We start from the raw sequence: 18,899 nt of genomic DNA, 5'->3' as shown, positions 1-18,899 counted from the left end.
TATCCTCGGATTCATGGGCGGCAAGCACGCGAAAAAGGTAGACCTGCAGCGATTGGCCGAGGCTTTACCGGGCTTCCCGTTCGCCTATCTGATCACCGTGGACGACGGGTATCGCGCGCACACCGTGACCGTCGAACCGGCCCTGAACGGCGCTCTGTTTGACGTCGGACTCATCGGCGGCCGCACGCGCAGCAACCTCGCCAACCGCCGCGACGTCACCCTGTTGTGGCCACCAACCGAACCCGGCGGCTACTCGCTGATCGTCGATGGCACCGCCGAGATCTCCGAGGCTGGAGCCGGAACCGCGCGCCTACAAGTGGTGCCCACCCGCGCGCTCTTGCACCGTGAGGCCGACTCACCTTCCGCGGCGAAGGGGTGCCTGCACGACTGCGTGGTGTTTTCACTGCCAGCCGACGACGTCGCATGAGTAGGGTGGCGCCCCTGGCTCCGCCGTGGAGCGAGGAAGACGCCGCAGGCATCAATAGTTGGGGTCACCCGGACCGCACATATGAACCACTGCTGCTGGTGCGCTGCCTGCAGCGCCATCCGGTGTTGGCCGCCCGACTGCGCAAGCTGGGTGAGTCGCTCTACGTCGCAGCGCTGCTGCCGCCCCGAACGCGGACCATCGCCATCCTTCGGATCTGCGCCTTGGTGGGCTGCCGGTACGAGTGGGGTGGGCAGGCGGCGTTCTGGGGGCCGATCGCGGGCGTCAGCGACGACGAGTGCGATGCGCTGGTGACGGGTGGACCGGCCGACCCGCGGTGGAGCCCTGCGGAGCGGACGCTGATCGAGGCGGTCGACGAGTTGGAGCACACCGGCTCGTGGTCGGACGCAACCTGGGCTGCGCTGGGTCGTGACCTCGACGACGAGCAACGTATCGAGTTGCTGACCGCCGTCGGCTGGTACCGAACCATCTGCACACTGTGCAATGCGATGGCGCTGCCGGTGGAGGGGTGGATGCGGGCCTGGCCCGCGTCAGCTCAGTGAGCGGAGGTCTCGCTTGAGACCCGGGTGCTGACTTTTCAGCAGCGGAAGCAGCAGCCGTCGCGGCGTGAACTGAAACATGCGCGCGCTGACCCGGCTGGGCAGTCCCGGGATCACCGTGCCCTTGTCGGCGGCTAGTGCGTCGATTCCAGTGCGCGCTACCTCGCGTGAGGGCCTCCACATGAATTTCGGGAAGGCGTCGGCGAACGTCTTCTCGTCCATACCCGCTTTGACCAGAAACTCGGTGCGCACCGGCCCCGGGCATAGCAGCGCGACGGTGACGCCGGTGCCAGCGAGTTCGGCGCGCAGGCCTTCGGTGTAGGAGTGCACGAACGCCTTGCTCGCGGAGTAGCCGATCTGTCCCGGGAAGGGGTGGAAGCCGGCGGTGGAACCGACGTTGAGGATCGCACCGCTTTTCCGAGGCACCATCTGCTGGACCGCTCGGGTGCTCAGGTCGATGACCGCCTCGACGTTGACTCGCACCTGGGCGATCTCATGGTCGACGCTTGTCTTCGTCACCGAGCCGATGGTCCCGATGCCCGCGTTGTTGACCAGGATGTCGACGGACAGCCCCCTCGTATCGAGGTCGTCGAACAACGCAGCGCGCGCTGCGGCGTCGGCGACGTCGCACCCGATGACGTCGACGCGAACCCGGTCGGCGAGTTCGTCGGCGAGTTCGCGCAGACGATCTTCGCGGCGGGCGACGAGCGTCACGCCGTACCCGCGTTCGGCTAGTTCACGGGCGATGTCGGCGCCGATGCCCGACGATGCGCCCGTGACGACGGCGGTACCGGTCGGCGAAGGTGGCGGAAGAGGCACGGCGTCAACCTTACGTTCGGCGAGTGTGTGGCCTACGCCGCCGCCGCGTGCTGGACGCCGCCACGCCGAGTGTGTGGCCTGTGCACCCCCACCCGCCGTCGGAGGGCAACACACCCCACATTCGACGAGCCTGCCACTCGCACCCCGCGCCGAGTGTGTGGTCCACGCACCCCCACCCGCCGTCGCCGGGCAATACGCCGCACGTTCGACGAGTATGCACACTCCGAGACTCGTCCACAGGGCCCACGTCCGACGGTCCCTGGGCACCGCTACGAGTCGGCGGCTCCGCTGAACATGCCGCCATGGACGTATTTCAAGGAAGCGAAGCGGTCCGACGCGGGGTCGTCGCTCGAAAGCAACTCCGCACGCGATACCGAGCGGTGTTTCGCGACGTGTACATCCGCAAGGATGCGGAACTGACAGCGGTCGAAAAAGCGCGCGCGGCATGGTTGTCGACTGGGGCCACACTCGCCGGCCTGTCGGCCGTTGCGGTATTCGGCACGAAATGGCTCGATGACGACGCACCTGCGGAGATCGTCCGCGGCAACCGGGCACAGTCAGCGGGGCATCGTCACTCACAGCTATCAGTTGGCGACGGGCGAGACGCAGTGGTTCCGGGGAGTGCGCCTCACGACCCCGGCGCGAACAGCCTTTGATATCGGATGCGGCATGCCCGCCGCCAGGTCGATACCCGTACTCGACGCATTGCTGAACGCGGCCGGCATCAAACCCGCCGATGTTGCTGCCATCGCGGACGAGCATCCCGGCGCCCGCGGAATCCGCCAATTGCGGGCCGCGCTGGACCTGGTGGACGGCGGTGCGGAATCACCCCAGGAGACAAAAGTGCGATTGCTGCTGGTCGGCGCCGGGTTGCCCCGGCCGGAGACGCAGATCGAGTTTCGCAACCTGCACCCCCGAGTGATCCGCGTCGACATGGGCTGGCGGGAGTGGAAGGTCGCCGTCGAATATGACGGCATTCAGCACTGGGACGACCCCGAGCAGCGAGCGTGGGATATCGAGCGAATTGCCCTGCTGGAAGAGGCTGGCTGGATCGTGATCCGGGTCAGTGCGGCAATGCTCAGACGACCCCACGTGATCGTCGATCGCGTGCGAGCCAGGCTTGCCGAACGCGGCGCCTTTGGCCCCCAACCAGCGAGTTCGGTTGCATAGGCCACACACTCGGCGGCACGAAATCACGGCGCGCGCGGGGGGAGCTCGCCGAACGTGCGGCGTATTGCCCACCGCGGGCGGTTGCGGGTGCAGAGGCCACACAGTCGGCGGCGCCGCGTGCGGGGGGAGCCCGCCGAACGTGCGGCGTATTGCCCGTCGACGGCGATGGCGGGCGCAAGGCCCACACACTCGACGCCGCGAGCCGCAGAGAAAGCAAAGCGAGCACGAAAAAGCCCGGCCTGCGTGTCGCAGGCCGGGCCCTTCGTAACAGGGACTTAGAAGTCCATACCGCCCATGCCACCGGTCGGGTCGCCCGCGGGAGCGGCCGCCTTCTCCGGCTTGTCGGCAACAACGGCCTCGGTGGTGAGGAACAGCCCGGCGATGGACGCCGCGTTCTGCAGCGCCGAGCGGGTCACCTTCACCGGGTCGGCAACGCCCGCAGCGAGCAGGTCCTCGTACTCACCGGTGGCCGCGTTCAGGCCCTGACCAGCCGGCAGGTTGCGGACCTTCTCGGCGACAACGCCGGGCTCCAGCCCGGAGTTGAAGGCGATTTGCTTCAGCGGAGCCTCGAGCGCCACGCGCACGATGTTGGCACCGGTCGCCTCGTCACCGGTCAGGTTGAGCTCGTCCAGGGACGGCGACGCGTGCAGCAGGGCGACGCCACCACCGGCGACGATGCCCTCCTCGACGGCGGCCTTGGCGTTGCGGACCGCGTCCTCGATACGGTGCTTGCGCTCCTTGAGCTCCACCTCGGTGGCAGCCCCGGCCTTGATCACCGCAACACCGCCGGCCAGCTTGGCCAGGCGCTCCTGCAGCTTCTCGCGGTCGTAGTCGGAGTCGCTGTTCTCGATCTCGGCGCGGATCTGGGCCACCCGTCCGGCGATGGCGTCGGTGTCACCGGCACCCTCGACGATGGTGGTCTCGTCCTTGGTGACGACGACCTTGCGGGCCTTACCCAGCAGCGAGACGTCGGCGTTCTCCAGGGAAAGGCCGACCTCTTCGCTGATCACCTGACCACCGGTGAGGATCGCCATGTCCTGCAGCATCGCCTTGCGGCGGTCACCGAAGCCGGGGGCCTTGACCGCCACCGACTTGAAGGTGCCGCGGATCTTGTTGACAACCAGGGTGCTCAGAGCCTCGCCCTCGACGTCCTCGGCGATGATCAGCAGCGGCTTGCCGGCCTGGATGACCTTCTCCAGCAGCGGGAGCAGGTCCTTGACCGTCGAGACCTTGGAGCTGACCAGCAGGATGTACGGGTCCTCGAGGACCGCTTCCTGACGCTCGGCGTCGGTGACGAAGTAGCCCGAGATGTAGCCCTTGTCGAAGCGCATACCCTCGGTGAGCTCAAGCTGCAGGCCGAAGGTGTTGGACTCCTCGACGGTGATGACGCCCTCGTTGCCGACCTTGTCCATCGCCTCGGCGATCAGGTCGCCGATCGACTGGTCACCCGCGGAAATTGCGGCGGTGGCAGCGATCTGGTCCTTGGTCTCGACCTCCTTGGCCGACTTGAGCAGGGTCTCGGTGACCTTCTCGACCGCCTTCTCGATACCGCGCTTCAGGCTCAGCGGGTTGGCGCCGGCAGCGACATTGCGCAGACCCTCGCGCACCAGCGCCTGGGCGAGCACGGTGGCCGTGGTGGTGCCGTCACCAGCGACGTCGTCCGTCTTCTTGGCAACTTCCTTGACCAGCTCGGCGCCGATCTTCTCGTACGGGTCCTCCAGCTCGATCTCCTTGGCGATGGAAACGCCATCGTTGGTGATCGTGGGGGCGCCCCACTTCTTCTCCAGTACGACGTTGCGACCCTTGGGCCCCAGCGTCACCTTTACCGCGTCGGCGAGGCTGTTCAAGCCCCGCTCGAGGCCGCGACGGGCCTCTTCGTCGTACGCAATTGTCTTGGCCATTGCGAAGTGATTCCTCCGGATTGGGGATGACACGTTCTGGCCGGGCAGTGCCCGCGACGGACGGCTGGGGTTGTCTTCCGCTGACGCGGGCCCTGGCCTCACCGTCCCGACCTAGCACTCACCGGTCGCGAGTGCCAACGTCATTATTAGCACTCGCCTATGCCGAGTGCAAGAAACGGCCCCTGGCCATGACGCCGAATTCCGGCAGACTCTAAGGCATGTCGCTGTACGTGCCGCCGTACCCCGAGCCGCGCTACACCAAAGACACCCCGGAGGCCAGCGCTTGGGTCAAGCGGGCGGACGAGGGCCCGGATTACGAATTCGCCGGAGTTCAGTACCGCTACCTGGCCAATCAACAGGCTACCGACGGCGATTACGGGCTATACCGCGTCGACATCGTTCCCGCTGGTGGCGGGCCCGGACCACACTTTCACCGCGCCATGTCCGAGGCGTTTTTCATCCTGTCGGGAACGGTCAACATCTACGACGGTAACGAATGGTCCGACGCTCATCAGGGCGACTTCCTTTACGTTCCCCCGGGCGGCATCCATGGCTTCCGCAACCAGGCCGACGAAGCCGCGTCGATGCTGATGTTGTTCGCTCCTGGCGCACCGCGCGAAGCCTACTTCGAAGGCTTCGCTGCGCTGGCCGACATGACCGACGACGAACGCAAGGAATGGTTCGTCCGCCACGACAACTTCTTCGTAGACGTCGAGTAGCGCCGTGAGCGGACTCCTCGAAGCGGTGCTCGACGCCCACGGCGGACTCGACCGATGGCGCGGGTACACCACGGTCCAAGCCACCATCGTTACCGGCGGCAAGCTGTTTGAGCTGAAAGGTCAGCCGCAAGACGCCACCCCACGCCGCATGACGGCAGCGCTACAGCGCGAATGGGCATCGGTGCAGCCCTTCGGGGCGCCGGACCAACGATCCGATTTCACCCCGCAGCGAATCGCGGTCGAAAAACTGGACGGCGGCGTCGTCACCGAACTCAGCCGGCCGCGGGAATCGTTCGCGGGACACGAACTCACCACCCCGTGGGATCCCCTACAGCGCGGCTACTTCAACGGCTACGCGATGTGGACGTACCTGAACTCGCCCTTCCTGCTGGCTTACCCAGGCGTGACCGTCACCGAGATCGACCCGGTAGACGAGGACGGCCAAACCTGGTCGGGGCTGCAGGCGCACTTTCCGGCCGACATCGCCAGCCACAGCACGGCCCAGGAGTTCTACTTCGACCGCGACTGCTTACTGCGCCGCCACGACTACCGGGTCGACATCGCGGGCGGATTCGCCGCGATCCAGTACATCCGCGACATGGTTCAAGCCGACGGCATCATGATGCCGTCGCAGCGCCGGGCCTACCGCCGCGGCGCAGACGGGCGGCCGATGCCCGATGAGCTCATGGTGTCGATCGATCTGTCCGACTACCAATTCAGCTGACGAGCGGCAGTCAAAGCGCTGGACCCAAGCCGCGGTAGGCGGCTACGGCGTCAGCCCGGTCATCCCGTCCTCGCCGAGCAACTCTCCACCGGTGCCGCCGGTCCCGGCATCGCCAGCGCTCGCACCTCTGCCGCCGTTACCGCCGTTACCGCCGTTACCGATCAGCACGGCATTACCACCAGCGCCACCGGTGCCGCCGGTGCCACCCAGCGCCTCGCTAGCGGCGCCACTTCCACCGTTGCCGCCGTTGCCGATCCACCCGGATTTGCCGCCGTCCCCACCTGCTCCGCCGGCCCCGCCTCCCGCACTACTGTTGCCGCCCGACCCACCCGCACCGCCGGACCCGAAGAGCATGCCGGCATTCCCGCCGACCCCTCCGGCTCCGCCATACTTGCCGCCGTACCCGCCGGCACCGCCCGCACCGCCAGAGCCGAACCATAGCCCTGCACTGCCGCCCGCCCCGCCACTTCCTCCCGTGGACGAGGACGTGCCGCCGCCTTGGCCGCCGGACCCACCGCTGCCGCCAGGACCAGTGGCTAGCAGGCCGGCCGCACCACCAGCGCCTCCGTTCCCAGCGGTCACGCTGCCGGTGTTCCCCCCGCCGGTGCCGCCATCTCCGCCAGCGCCGAACAACCCACCGGCCCCGCCGTTTCCGCCGGCGCCACCGGGGCCATTGATCCCGAACCCGCCGGTGCCGCCTGTCCCACCGGCGGCGAACAGACCCCCGGCCCCGCCGTCTCCGCCAACCCCAGCTAAGGCGCCACTCTTGGCCAACCCACCGGTACCGCCGGTGCCACCGCTGGCAAACAGCCCTCCGGCCCCTCCGGCCCCGCCGGCCCCGCCGGCGGCCTTACCCAGATCCGGTGAGCCCGCGCCGCCAGACCCACCCGTTCCGGCCGCACCTGCTAGCAGTCCGGCATTGCCGCCGGCCCCGCCGTTGCCTCCGGTGCCGCCGAATTGCGTGGTCGCCCCGCCGGCCCCGCCGACACCGCCGGCGCCGATGAGCGATGCGGACCCGCCAGCCCCACCGAGACCGCCATCGCCGGCCGTCGAATATCCGCCGGCGCCGCCGGCCCCGCCGGCGCCAAACAGCCCCCCGCCGGCCCCGCCCGCGCCGCCGTTTCCACCGTTTCCGGTAGTCACGGACGCTCCCGAGCCACCGTTTCCGCCGTTACCGAACAACCATCCGCCCGCCCCACCGTCGGCCCCGGTCCCGGGAGTTCCGTTGGCACCGTTTCCGATCAGCGGGCGCCCGGTCGCGGCCTGGATTGGTGCATTGACTGCGGTGAGCACCTGCTGTTGCAGGGTGTGCAGTGGGTCCGTGCTGGCGGCCGCGTTGAACCCGTCCAGACCCAGGAGCAGACCGCTGATGCCGCCCGTTCCGGTGCCGCCTGCCGTGTTGCCAGTACCGCCATTACCTGCGTTACCGCCGTTTCCGATCAGCACGGCGTTACCGCCGGAGCCACCGGCACCACCAGTCCCGCTGATCGACCCGGCCCCGCCAGAGCCGCCGTTGCCGCCATTGCCGATAACACCGGACTTGCCGCCAGCCCCTCCGGTGCCGCCGGTGGACACACCGAAGCCAGCGGCGCCGGCACCGCCGGCGCCACCAGAACCGCCGGAACCCCAAAGAAGACCGGCGTTTCCACCCGCCCCACCGTCCCCGCCCGCTTTCCCGCCACCGATGCCGACTCCGCCGGCTCCCCCAGCACCGCCGGAGCCGAAGAGCAGACCGCCGTTGCCACCATTGCCCCCGGCCCCGCCAGCCCCCGTCCCACCGGCCGTCCCACCCGCCGTCACCGCCAGCGGCACCAAGGCTGAGCAGACCCGCGTTTCCGCCGGCACCGCCAGCCCCCCCGGCAAAGTTCGAGCCGCCACCGCTGCCGCCGTCGCCGCCGCCGCCGAACAACCCACCGGCGCCGCCGGCCCCCCCGACCCCAGCTGCTCCGTTCCCGTTCGCTTATCCGCCGACCCCCCCAACGCCGCCGTTTGCAAAGAGTCCGCCGACCCCACCCGCCCCGCCAGTTCCCGCGGCGGCAGTGCCCGTCGCTCCCCCGCCAGGTCCGCCGGCCCCGCCGTTGGAGAACAGCCCACCGGCACCGCCGGCACCGCCGGCTCCGCCGCCGAGGTGAATACCGGGACCGAGAGCTAGACCGGCGCCGCCGGCACCGCCGGCCCCAGCCGCACCGGCAAACAGACCTGCGTTGCCGCCCGCCCCGCCTGCTCCACCGGTGGTCCCGTTGACAATGGACGTGTTGACCCCTCCGGCTCCACCCGCACCGCCGGAACCGAACAGCCAGGCGGACCCACCGGCACCCCCGGCCCCGCCAACGCCGACCGTGGAAGACCCACCGGCACCGCCGGCCCCACCGTTCCCTATCAGCCCGGCAGCGCCGCCGGCGCCGCCCGCCCCTCCGGCGCCCGCCGCGCCCGACCCGCCGTTACCGCCGTTGCCGATCAACCACCCGCCGGGTGCGCCGGCAGCACCTGTCCCCGGCGCTCCGTCAGCGCCGTTGCCGATCAGCGGGCGCCCCGTGGCTGCCTGGACCGGTGCATTGATCGCGTCGATCAAGCTCTGCAACGTTGACGCCGCCGCGGCCTCGGACGCCGCATAAGCACCCGCACTGGCCCCTAACGCCTGTACGAACGCATGGTGAAAGCCCGCCGCTCGCGCGGCAAGCGCCTGATAAGCCTGTCCATGACTGGAAAACAGCGCCGCGATCGCAGCAGATACCTCATCCTCGGCCGCGGCAACCATTCCCGTCGTCTGAACGGCGGCGGCCGCGTTGGCCGCCTCGAGGGCCGAACCGAGCTTGGCCACATCGGGAACAACGGCACCCAGAACATCAGGCAGCACGACGACGAAAGACACGGCGAACCTCCCGACCAAACACGACACGGCCGCGTCAAAGGCCTCCCTGGCGGGTCCGGGTAAGCCGTTCGCGACGACTACGAATTGACGGAAGGAACAATAACTGTAAAGAGCCTTCTCTATGTGCCGGTTTTGCGAGATTGGACTGACGGCCTCCTACGCCGATAGCCGGTGCCAGCCTTCGGGCTCTAAGCGGAGGCTCGCGCGCCCGGCCCAGGCTCGGCGCGAACATCGCGCGCCCGCAACCCCTCGTGCCCGGCCTCGCAAGCCAGCCGCACCGAAACCGGCTCACCGCAGTCGGCATGACGCAACACCACCGCCGGCCCGGCGTCGTCGGATTCCCACCGATCGCCCCACTGCATCAGGGCAACGATCGCCGGCAACAGATCGCGCCCCTTGTCCGTCAACCGGTACTCGTCACGCCGCCGGCCCCGGTCGTCGCGATACGCCTGCTTTTCCAGCAGTCCGTTCTCCACCAGGGTCTTCAGCCTGGCCGACAGCAAATTGCGCGCACACCCCAACGCCGCATGGAAGTCGTCGAACCGCCGAACCCCGTAGAACGCCTCGCGCAGCACCAGCAGCGTCCACTTCTCCCCCACCACGCTCAACGTTCGGGCAATAGAGCAATTCGACGAGCTGTAGTGCAGACGATCCGGATGCATCAGACCCACCTTCCTGGGTTGACATCTTAAACCCAGCATAGCTAGGTTTAAGAAATAAACTCAATGTGACGCTCGGAAGGTCAGTGCCATGCCCATGCTCGATGCCTACATCCCCGAAGGCGCTCTCTCGGCCGACGCCGAAAAGGCGCTGATCTCCCAACTGACCGACATCCTGTTGCGCAACGAGGGAGCCAACCCCGAAGACCCGCGCACCCGGGAGATCGCCTGGGTCTTCCTGCACCGCCCCGCCACCGTGTTCGTCGCCGGCGAGCCTGCCACCGCACCGCGCTACCGCATCGTCGCGTCGGTTCCGGAGGGGCAGTTCGACGACGAGCGCCGTGCCGCGATCGTCCGCGAAGTGACCGAAGCCGTGCTGGCCGCCGAAAACGGCGCCTATCCCCCCGACCCGCAACGGGTTTGGGTGTTCCCCACCGAGATCGCCGACGGCACCTGGGGCGCCAATGGCCGCATCAACACGCTGGCCGACATCGTCACCTACGTCACCGGCGACCCCGAGGTGGGCCGCAAGCACGCCGAACGCCGGCTGGCGGCACGGCGCCCCGCCGCCGTCGCCAGCTGACCGGGGCGCCGCGCAACCGGGGGCCGATAATGGCCCAATGCGGTCGGTAACCGAGCACCAGCGTGTCGTAGCGGAGATGATCCGGGCTCGCCCGGCGGTCACGGTTCCGCTGGCAGACGCCCTCGGTTTGGTACTGGCCGACGACGTGATCGCACCGCTGTCGCTACCGGTGTTCGACAACTCCGCGATGGACGGTTATGCCGTGCGCGCCGAGGACACCATGCGGGCGACGCCGGACCAACCCGTCGTGTTGCCGGTCGCCGAGGACATTCCGGCGGGCCGCACCGACGAGTTGACGCTGAAGCCCGGCACCGCACACCGCATCATGACCGGAGCGCCGGTGCCGTCCGGCGCTACCGGCATCGTGCCGGTCGAGGCCACCGACGGCGGCGTGGACGCGGTGGAGATCCGCCAAGAGGCCACGGCCGGCAAGCACATCCGTCGCGCGGGCGAGGACGTCGCAGCCGGCACCACCGTGCTGCACGCGGGCCAGGTGGTGACCCCGGCCGCGCTGGGCCTGGTCGCGGCGCTGGGACTGGCCGAGCTCAAAATCGTTCCGCGACAGCGGGTCCTGGTGATCTCGACGGGATCGGAGCTGGTCGCGCCGGGAAACCCGCTCAAGCCCGGCCAGATCTACGAGTCCAACGCGATCATGCTGGCCGGCGCGGTCCGCGACGCCGGCGCAACCGTCGTTGCCACCGAGACAGCCGGCGACGACGTCGAGCAGTTCGTGGCGATACTCGACCGCTACGCGGCGGACGCCGACCTGATCGTCACCAGCGGCGGCGTGAGCGCCGGCGCCTACGAGGTGGTCAAGGACGCGTTCGGGCGCGACGGCGACAAGGGCGTGGAGTTCGTCAAGGTGGCCATGCAGCCCGGCATGCCCCAGGGCACCGGCGAGGTCGCGGGCACCCCGATCATCACCCTGCCCGGCAACCCGGTCAGCGCGTTGGTCTCGTTCGAGGTGTTCATCCGGCCGGCGTTGCGAACGGCCATGGGATTGCCCGACCCATACCGGGAGCACCGGGCCGCGGTGCTGACCGAAACGGTGACGTCTCCGCGCGGCAAACGGCAGTTCCGACGGGCGGTACTCGACAAGGCCTCCGGCCAGGTGACCAGCTACGGCCCGCCGGCGTCGCATCATTTGCGCTGGCTGGCCTCGGCCAACGGTTTGCTGGACATCCCCGAGGATGTCGTGGAAGTGCCCGCCGGAACTCAGGTACAGGTCTGGGATTTGACCTAACCACTCCCCGTAAGATGACCCCGTGGCCAGACGCCCTAGCCCAGAAGGCCCCCAGCATCTGCTCGAATTGGTGCGGTCCACCGTTCCGCCGATCCACCCCGCCGGGCGCCCCTTCATCTCGGCCGGGCTCGCGGTCGCGGCCCTCGGATACCGCCACCGCTTGCTGCGCAACGCAGGTCTGGTGGCGGCCGGAGCGTGCGCCGGGTTCTTCCGTCACCCCCCACGGGTGCCACCCACCAACCCGCGCGCCATCGTGGCACCCGCCGACGGGATCATCTGCGTCATCGACTCCGCCACTCCACCCGCCGAACTGAGTCTGGGCGACGAGCCGTTGCCCCGGGTCAGCATCTTCCTGTCTGTGTTCGACGCCCACGTCCAGCGCGCGCCGGTCAGTGGCGAGGTGGTTGCGGTGCAGCACCGACCGGGGCGCTTCGGATCCGCGGACCTGGCCGAGGCCAGCGCCGACAACGAGCGCACCAGCGTGGTCATCCGCACCGAAAGCGGCGCGCAGGTCGTCGCCGTACAGATCGCCGGTCTCGTCGCGCGCCGCATCGTCTGCGACGCACACCTCGGCGACAAGCTGTCGATCGGCGACACCTATGGCCTGATCCGGTTCGGCTCCCGACTGGACACCTACCTGCCGGCGGGCGCGGAACCGATCGTCCAGGTAGGCCAGCGGGCGCTGGCCGGCGAGACCATACTGGCCGAGCTGCCATGATCGAGAAACCTCGCGTCCGCCGAACGGTCAACCTGCATCTGCTGCCCAGCGCGATGACGGTGCTGTCCATCTGCGCGGGACTTACTTCCATCAAGCTCGCCCTCGACGGTGAGCCGATCCCGGCGATGGCACTGATCGCCATAGCTGCCATCCTCGACGCGCTCGATGGCCGGGTGGCGCGGATTTTGGACGCCCAGTCGCGGATGGGCGCCGAGATCGACTCCTTGGCCGACACCGTCAACTTCGGGGTGGCGCCCGCGTTGGTGGTCTATGTGACGCTGTTCAATTCGCCGATCGGGTGGATGGTCGTGCTGTTGTACGCCATCTGCGTCGTGCTGCGACTGGCCCGATACAACGCCGCACTGGACGACGGCACCCTGCCGCCCTACGCGAAAGAGTTCTTCGTCGGCATGCCCGCCCCGGCGGGCGCGGTGTCCATGATCGGGACCATCGCGCTCAAGTTGGAGGCCAAGAAGTTGGGCTTCGGCGACGACGGCTGGTGGACCAACCAGTGGGTGCTTGCCGCCTGGATCGCCGGGACATCGCTCCTCATGGTCAGCGCGATCCCGATGAAGAAGGTGCACACCTTCGCGGTGCCGCCGAACCTGGCGGTCCTGGCGTTGGCCGTGGTCGCGATCGTCGCGGCGGCCGCGGTGTGGCAGCCCTACCTTCTGATCTGGGTGATCATCATCTCCTACGTGTGCCACATCCCCTTCGCCGTGCGCAGCAAGCGCTGGCTGGCACAGCACCCCGAGGTGTGGGGAGAAAAACCCAAGCAGTGGCGTGCCGCGCAGCGCGCCACCCGTCGGGCACAGCCGCACCGCCGGTCGATGGCGCGGTTGGGTCTGCGGAAGCCCGGCGGACGGCCGTAGTTGGCTCAGCAACTCACCCTTACCGCCCGCCTGAACACCTCGGCCGTCGACTCGCGCCGAGGCGTCGTCCGGCTACACCCCAGCGCCATTGCGGCGCTCGGCATCCGCGAGTGGGACGCGGTGTCGTTGACGGGCTCCCGCACCACCGCGGCCGTGGCGGGCATGGCTCGCCACGACATTCCGGTGGGCATCGTGCTGCTGGACGATGTGACGCTGTCCAACGCCGGACTGCGTGAGGGCACGGAGGTGATCGTCAGCCCGGTCACCGTCTACGGCGCCCGCTCGGTCACGCTGAGCGGTTCGAAGTTGGCCACCCAGTCGATCTCGCCGGTGACCCTGCGCCAAGCCCTGCTCGGCAAGGTGATGACCGTCGGCGATGCGGTGTCGCTGCTCCCCCGTGACCTGGGCCCGGGCACCTCGACGTCTGCGGCGAGCCAGGCACTGGCGGCCTCGGTCGGCATCAGCTGGACGTCGGAGTTGTTGACCGTCACCGGCGTCGACCCCGCGGGTCCCGTCAGCGTGCAACCGAACACGCTGGTCACCTGGGGCACCGGCGTCCCGTACACACCCCGGACGGCCCCACCCGAACAGGTCGGAATCGCCAGCCCGGAGATCCAGGTAGAGGAGCTCAAGGGCTCCCAACCGCAGGCCGCCAAGCTCACCGAATGGCTGAAACTCGCGCTTGACGAACCACACCTGCTGCAAACGTTGGGCGCCGGCAGCAACCTCGGCGTGCTGGTCTCCGGCCCGGCCGGGGTGGGCAAGGTGACCCTGGTGCGCGCCGTGTGCGCCGGACGCAGACTGGTGGAGCTCGACGGCCCGGAGGTCGGAGCGCTTGCCGCCGAGGACCGGCTCAAGGCGGTCGCGTCGGCGGTGGCGACGGTGCGTGACGGCGGCGGGGTGCTGCTGATCACCGACGTCGACGCGCTGCTGCCGGCCACCCCGGAGCCGGTGGCTTCCCTGATCCTGGCCGAGCTGCGCACCGCGGTGGCCACCGAGGGCGTGGCGTTGATCGCCACCTCCGCCCGACCCGACCAGCTCGACAGCCGGCTGCGCGCGCCCGAGCTCTGCGACCGGGAGCTGGGCCTGCCGCTGCCCGACTCCGGCACCCGCAAGGCGCTGCTGGAAGCATTGCTGAAACCGGTGCCCACCGGGGAGCTCAACATCGACGAGATCGCGAGCCGCACACCGGGATTCGTCGTCGCCGATCTCGCCGCGCTACTGCGCGAGGCGGCGCTGCGGGCCGCATCGCGGGCCAGCGCCGACGGCCAGTCCCCGAAGCTGAGCCAGGAGGACCTCGTCGGCGCGCTGACCGTCATCCGGCCGCTGTCGCGTTCGGCGGGCGAGGAGATCTCCGTCGGAAACGTCACGCTCGACGACGTCGGCGACATGGCGGAGGCAAAGCAGGCCTTGACCGAAGCGGTGCTGTGGCCGCTGCAGCACCCGGACACGTTCGCCCGGTTGGGCGTCGACCCACCGCGCGGCGTGCTGTTGTACGGCCCGCCGGGGTGCGGCAAGACGTTCGTAGTCCGCGCGCTGGCCAGCACCGGACAGCTGAGTGTGCACGCCGTCAAGGGTTCCGAACTGATGGACAAGTGGGTGGGCTCCTCGGAGAAGGCAGTCCGCGAATTATTCCGCCGCGCAAGGGATTCCGCGCCATCGCTGGTGTTTCTCGACGAGGTGGACGCGCTGGCGTCGCGGCGCGGCCAGAGCTTCGATTCCGGCGTGAGCGATCGGGTGGTGGCCGCGTTGCTGACCGAACTCGACGGCATCGACCCGCTGCGCGACGTCGTCGTCCTCGGCGCGACCAACCGCCCCGACCTGATCGACCCGGCCCTGCTGCGCCCGGGTCGGTTGGAACGCCTGGTGTTCGTCGAACCGCCCGATGCCGCGGCCCGTCGTGAAATCCTGCGCACCGCAGGCAAATCCATCCCGCTGAGCGACGATGTCGACCTGGACGAGATCGCGGCCGGGCTCGACGGCTACAGCGCCGCAGACTGTGTGGCCCTGCTACGCGAGGCCGCTTTGACGGCGATGCGTCGTTCCATCGACGCCAACGCCGTCACCGCCGCCGATCTGGCGGCCGCGCGGGAAGCCGTGCGCCCGTCGCTGGACCCCTTGCAGGTGGAGTCGTTACGCGCGTTCGCCAAAGCCCTGTAAAAGCGCCCGGGCCGACGCGGCAACGTCGGACTCCAGCCAGTCGGGCAGCACATCGTCGTACGCATGGCGCCGCACGACGCCATACGGCAGATCGACGACGGCTCTGCTGACCGCGTCGATCGTGCGCGGGTCGGCTCGCCCATACAACTGCTCGGCCAGCTGTCCAACCCGCTCGATCAAAGGTGCGTTCATCGCGGCGACGGTCTCGCGGAACTTCGCATCGGGCTGGCCGTCGAGCAGGTCGGTGGGCCGAATGGTCAGCAGCAGTCGCGCATCGTCGGGCAGTTCACGCGCGAAATCGATGGCCGCTACCGCTATGGCTACCGCGGCGTCTAGTGCGACGTCCGCCCCTGAGACGGAGAGGGAGGCGGCAAGCGCCTTGAATTGAAAGCGCTCGAGCGCCCGCAGCCACGCGGCGATGACGACGCCGTCGCGATTGCCGAAGCGGTGATACAGCGTGCCGGCGGGCGCGCCACTGGCTGCGGCGATCGCTGCGACGCTCGCCGCACGCGGGCCGTGGGTGAGCACCAGCGCCCTCGTTGCGTCCAGGATCACATCGGTTTCATGCTTCCGCGGAGGTGCCACGATCTAGTATGGTCCTTCTATATGGAACGATTACCCTATATCGATGAGCATGCTATCTCGGTTGACGCCTCCGCGTCGGAAACATGGGCGGCGCTGCTGCGGGTGATGTGCAAGGACCCGCAGGATCCGACGACCGTGCCGTTCGGCTTTGTCCTCGACGAGGCGCGGCCGGGCGAGCGACTTGCGCTGAAAGGCCGCCACCCATTCGCGGTCTACCGGTGGGTGTTTGAGCTCGACCACTTGGCGCCTGAGCGCACCCGGGTGCGCGCGGGAACTTGGGCGAAATTCCCCGGCCCGCACGGCAAGATCTACCGTGCGCTGGTCATCGGTTCCGGTGGCCACCGTGTCGCCGTGCGACTGACCCTCAAACGCATTGCGAAACAAGCAAAATCGCGTCGTGCCAGCGCCGCATGATCCCAGGCCTGACGTGGGGAGCCACGCCGTCGGAACGGGCGGCCTGGCTCCCGTGCGACGAGCTGATAGCCGGCCCCGGCGTCCCGGCCGACCGTGCCATCAGCGTGAAAGCCCCACCGGCCGTGGTGTTCTGCTGGCTGTGTCAGCTACGCGTCGCGTACAGCTACGACCTCCTCGACAATTTCGGCCGGCGTAGCCCGCGCAAACGGCACCCCGAACTGGCGAATCTCGAAGTCGGCCAACGGTTCATGACGTTGTGCCGGCTGCAGTCTTTTGTCACCGACGAGCAGATCACCTTGCTCTCCCGAAGCGTGGCCGTAACCTACGCAATCCGAGCCCAGGGCGCGGGTTCCCGACTTCATGTCCGCGTGCGGTTCGGCGGGCCCCGCTTGCTGGCACACGCACTGGCGCTGGGCGACCTGGTGATGATGCGAAGGCAACTGCTGACGTTGAAAGCACTGGCCGAGCGCGAAGCCGGCCTGCCTATCCGCCGCTCACAAAGCCGAGCAAGTGCGGATGTTGCTCGGCCACCGCACGCAGCCGCTGGCCGTCATCCAGGCGGCGCAGGTAATCGGCCGTGGCGGTGTCGGCGGGGAAGAACGACTCCATCGCCAAACTCTCCACGCAGATGTCCAGCGGACTACCGAACGTCGCGATGGTGTTGACGAACCGCAGTTCGACACCGTCGAGGGTGGCTAACCGGAACGGCACGTACAGCTCCTGCGAGGGATGCCCGGCGATGCCGCCAGAACGCGATTCGCGGGGCGCCGGATACGCCGAAACCTCGTCGTAGAGTTGGCGAATGTCGGGTGCCGCAGTCGCTTCCACGTGACGCCGCATCCGCCGCAGTATTGATGAGCGCACTTCGGTGTGGTTGACCAATCGCGGCGCTAATCCGTTGGGGTGCAGACACAGTCGCATCACGTTAATCGGAGTAGCCAGCAGCGTCGGGTCCACGCCCTCGACGAGAACTAGGCAGCCGGTGTTGGCAGCCACCAGATTCCAGCAGGCGTCGGTGACGACGGCCGGATATGGCGAGTGTCCGGCCAACACGGCATCGACCGCGGCCTTCACCGGACGCATCCGTTCGGCGTCCAGGGTGAGTTCGCTGAACGCCGGCGCGTAGCCACCGGCCAGCAGCAGGCGGTTGCGCGCATCCAGCGGAAGGTCCAGCGACTCACCAATGCCGAGCAACAGGTTTCGGCTGGCGTTGGCGCGGCCGGTTTCGACAAAGCTGATGTGCCGCGGCGAAACACCGACTTTGTGCGCCAATTCCATTTGGCTCAGGCGGCGACGAGTGCGCCACTCCCGCACGGCCCTACCTAGTTGCCCCTCCGCCACTCTGGCGAATCTATCCCCGGGACGGGGATGAAACCACTACCTCAGAGGTAATCGACTTGCTTATCTCGACACCCGAGACTGGCCGTCATGAGATTCAACAATTCCTTACGACATGCTTTCACCGCGGCAGCCATCGGCCGGATCGCACTCGGCGCAGCAGCGTTCGCCACACCACAGTCGCAGACGCGGATGAACGCGGTGCCGGACAGCATGATGTCCAGCGAGTTGAGGTACCTCATCCGCATTTTCGGCGCCCGCGCGCTCGCCTTGGGGATTGGTTATCTGACCAGCGACGAGCGCAACCGGCGGCGCTGGCAACGGATCGGGCTGATGGTCGACACCCTGGACAACGTCAACGCCGCCCTGGAACTCAGAAGCCTCGGGCGCGACGACCCACGGTTTCGTACCCTGCTACGTCTGGTCGCGGTGACGGGGCCCTACGCCGCGCTCGGCGCGGTGGGGGCGATCTCAAGCCTTAATTCGACAGCTCAAACTCCACCATCGCCGCCACCGACTCCAGCGCTTCGCTAAGCGCGGCGAACCGGTCGGCGGCCGAGGGAGCGGCCAGCACCGAATAGCGGTCAGAGGGACCCATCGGAACCCGCGATGCCAACGCGTACAGCCGGTCTCCGGCTTCCGCGTCACGCACCAACGGATTGTCGTAGCCGAGTAGGACGTCGCGGTCGGGCAAGCGCACCCCGCGTGCTTCGGCAATCCGCTCGAACAACGCCACGATGCGGTCCTCTACCGCAAGGAACTGGGATTGGGTCACCGGGTCCCCTGGCTCGTCCGCCCAGAGCTGCACCATCGCGCGCGGATAGGGATCGTCCGGCAGCCAGTCGCAGACTCGAATCCGTTCGCCGGTCCGGCAGCGCAGCTGATAGCGTCCAGCGCCTTGGTCGACGCATTGATCGATGTTGGCTATCGTCCCGACGTCACAACGGGCGTCGCCCCCGCCGACCTCGCGACCGCGGGAGATCAGCACCACCCCGAAGCGCGGATCGTCGCTACGCATGCAGTCGCGAACCAACGCCGCGTAGCGGGGCTCGAAGATGCGCAACGGCAGATCCTCGAAGGGCAGTAGCGCCGCCTCCAGCGGAAACATCGGTGACTCAAAGGGATTCGGGCCGTCGGG

18 protein-coding genes and 3 pseudogenes are annotated in these 18,899 nt (G+C 68.4%); 12 read left to right on the top strand and 9 right to left on the bottom strand.

Annotation, left to right across the window (positions count from 1 at the left end):
* The first annotated feature begins 13 nt into the window (after positions 1-13).
* The gene (locus G6N68_RS01530) at positions 14-427 is read left to right on the top strand and encodes a pyridoxamine 5'-phosphate oxidase family protein (RefSeq protein ID WP_163706978.1); all 414 of its coding nucleotides are present in this window, start codon (positions 14-16) and stop codon (positions 425-427) included.
* On the top strand, positions 424-987 hold the full coding sequence (locus tag G6N68_RS01525) for a carboxymuconolactone decarboxylase family protein (RefSeq protein ID WP_163706976.1): 564 nt from the start codon (positions 424-426) through the stop codon (positions 985-987). The genes G6N68_RS01530 and G6N68_RS01525 overlap by 4 nt, the downstream gene beginning before the upstream one ends.
* Here the strand turns inward: G6N68_RS01525 and G6N68_RS01520 are convergent.
* Positions 976-1,803 (bottom strand): SDR family NAD(P)-dependent oxidoreductase, encoded by an 828-nt coding sequence (locus G6N68_RS01520; RefSeq protein ID WP_163706974.1) that lies wholly within the window; start codon positions 1,801-1,803, stop codon positions 976-978. The genes G6N68_RS01525 and G6N68_RS01520 overlap by 12 nt on opposite strands.
* 302 nt (positions 1,804-2,105) lie before the next feature.
* Between G6N68_RS01520 and G6N68_RS01515 the strand changes: the two are divergent.
* A pseudogene (locus tag G6N68_RS01515) lies at positions 2,106-2,973 on the top strand (endonuclease domain-containing protein).
* A gap of 275 nt (positions 2,974-3,248) precedes the next feature.
* Here the strand turns inward: G6N68_RS01515 and groL are convergent.
* A complete protein-coding gene (gene groL, locus G6N68_RS01510) occupies positions 3,249-4,874 on the bottom strand; it encodes a chaperonin GroEL (RefSeq protein ID WP_163706972.1) in 1,626 nt (541 codons plus the stop codon).
* Between the two features lie 218 nt (positions 4,875-5,092).
* Here groL and G6N68_RS01505 point away from each other — a divergent pair, with 218 nt between their 5' ends.
* Together G6N68_RS01505 and G6N68_RS01500 are read left to right on the top strand one after the other, a co-directional pair.
* On the top strand, positions 5,093-5,593 hold the full coding sequence (locus G6N68_RS01505; protein ID WP_163706970.1) for a cupin domain-containing protein: 501 nt from the start codon (positions 5,093-5,095) through the stop codon (positions 5,591-5,593).
* A 4-nt stretch (positions 5,594-5,597) separates the two neighbouring features.
* A complete protein-coding gene (locus tag G6N68_RS01500) occupies positions 5,598-6,317 on the top strand; it encodes a hypothetical protein (RefSeq protein ID WP_163706967.1) in 720 nt (239 codons plus the stop codon).
* A 42-nt stretch (positions 6,318-6,359) separates the two neighbouring features.
* Here the strand turns inward: G6N68_RS01500 and G6N68_RS32310 are convergent, their stop codons facing one another.
* The 4 genes and pseudogenes from G6N68_RS32310 to G6N68_RS01485 all read right to left on the bottom strand — a co-directional run bounded on the left by G6N68_RS32310 (position 6,360) and on the right by G6N68_RS01485 (position 9,851).
* The gene (locus G6N68_RS32310) at positions 6,360-7,460 is read right to left on the bottom strand and encodes a hypothetical protein (RefSeq protein WP_443093984.1); all 1,101 of its coding nucleotides are present in this window, start codon (positions 7,458-7,460) and stop codon (positions 6,360-6,362) included.
* 42 nt (positions 7,461-7,502) lie between these two features.
* Positions 7,503-7,598, bottom strand: a pseudogene (locus G6N68_RS31935) (PGRS repeat-containing protein); the annotation flags it as partial.
* A gap of 273 nt (positions 7,599-7,871) precedes the next feature.
* Positions 7,872-9,189: pseudogene (locus G6N68_RS31760) on the bottom strand (PE family protein); the annotation flags it as partial.
* 188 nt (positions 9,190-9,377) lie between these two features.
* Complete coding sequence (locus G6N68_RS01485; protein WP_163706965.1) at positions 9,378-9,851, bottom strand: winged helix-turn-helix transcriptional regulator; 474 nt, start codon at positions 9,849-9,851, stop codon at positions 9,378-9,380.
* 88 nt (positions 9,852-9,939) lie between these two features.
* On the opposite strand from G6N68_RS01485, the gene G6N68_RS01480 reads away from it, so the two are divergent.
* From G6N68_RS01480 to G6N68_RS01460, 5 genes are read left to right on the top strand one after another with little or no spacing between them, the layout of a single operon-like run.
* Entirely contained in the window at positions 9,940-10,431 is a 492-nt protein-coding gene (locus G6N68_RS01480; RefSeq protein ID WP_163706962.1) for a tautomerase family protein, read from the top strand.
* A 37-nt stretch (positions 10,432-10,468) separates the two neighbouring features.
* Entirely contained in the window at positions 10,469-11,674 is a 1,206-nt protein-coding gene (gene moeA, locus G6N68_RS01475; RefSeq protein ID WP_163706959.1) for a molybdopterin molybdotransferase MoeA, read from the top strand.
* A gap of 22 nt (positions 11,675-11,696) precedes the next feature.
* Entirely contained in the window at positions 11,697-12,392 is a 696-nt protein-coding gene (locus tag G6N68_RS01470; protein ID WP_163706957.1) for a phosphatidylserine decarboxylase, read from the top strand.
* Positions 12,389-13,264: a CDP-diacylglycerol--serine O-phosphatidyltransferase gene (gene pssA, locus G6N68_RS01465; protein WP_163706955.1), complete on the top strand. Its 876-nt coding sequence runs from the start codon at positions 12,389-12,391 to the stop codon at positions 13,262-13,264. Before G6N68_RS01470 ends, pssA begins: the two co-directional genes overlap by 4 nt.
* Entirely contained in the window at positions 13,265-15,424 is a 2,160-nt protein-coding gene (locus G6N68_RS01460; RefSeq protein WP_163706952.1) for an AAA family ATPase, read from the top strand.
* On the opposite strand, the gene G6N68_RS01455 is transcribed toward G6N68_RS01460, so the two are convergent.
* Entirely contained in the window at positions 15,398-16,009 is a 612-nt protein-coding gene (locus G6N68_RS01455; RefSeq protein WP_163706949.1) for a TetR family transcriptional regulator, read from the bottom strand. The genes G6N68_RS01460 and G6N68_RS01455 overlap by 27 nt on opposite strands.
* 21 nt (positions 16,010-16,030) lie before the next feature.
* On the opposite strand from G6N68_RS01455, the gene G6N68_RS01450 reads away from it, so the two are divergent.
* Positions 16,031-16,423: a hypothetical protein gene (locus G6N68_RS01450; protein ID WP_163706946.1), complete on the top strand. Its 393-nt coding sequence runs from the start codon at positions 16,031-16,033 to the stop codon at positions 16,421-16,423.
* 483 nt (positions 16,424-16,906) lie between these two features.
* Here G6N68_RS01450 and G6N68_RS01445 read toward each other — a convergent pair whose 3' ends face one another.
* Positions 16,907-17,764 (bottom strand): helix-turn-helix transcriptional regulator, encoded by an 858-nt coding sequence (locus G6N68_RS01445; protein ID WP_240355326.1) that lies wholly within the window; start codon positions 17,762-17,764, stop codon positions 16,907-16,909.
* A gap of 87 nt (positions 17,765-17,851) precedes the next feature.
* Between G6N68_RS01445 and G6N68_RS01440 the strand changes: the two genes are divergently transcribed.
* Complete coding sequence (locus tag G6N68_RS01440) at positions 17,852-18,295, top strand: hypothetical protein (RefSeq protein ID WP_163706943.1); 444 nt, start codon at positions 17,852-17,854, stop codon at positions 18,293-18,295.
* Here the strand turns inward: G6N68_RS01440 and G6N68_RS01435 are convergent.
* The gene (locus G6N68_RS01435; protein ID WP_163706941.1) at positions 18,240-18,869 is read right to left on the bottom strand and encodes an LON peptidase substrate-binding domain-containing protein; all 630 of its coding nucleotides are present in this window, start codon (positions 18,867-18,869) and stop codon (positions 18,240-18,242) included. The genes G6N68_RS01440 and G6N68_RS01435 overlap by 56 nt on opposite strands.
* Positions 18,870-18,899: the final 30 nt, after the last annotated feature.

The organism is Mycobacterium bourgelatii, assembly GCF_010723575.1.
In the GTDB taxonomy this organism is placed as follows: domain Bacteria; phylum Actinomycetota; class Actinomycetes; order Mycobacteriales; family Mycobacteriaceae; genus Mycobacterium; species Mycobacterium bourgelatii.
Note: the sequence above shows the minus strand (reverse complement) of the source record. Positions and strands in the feature narration are given on the sequence as shown.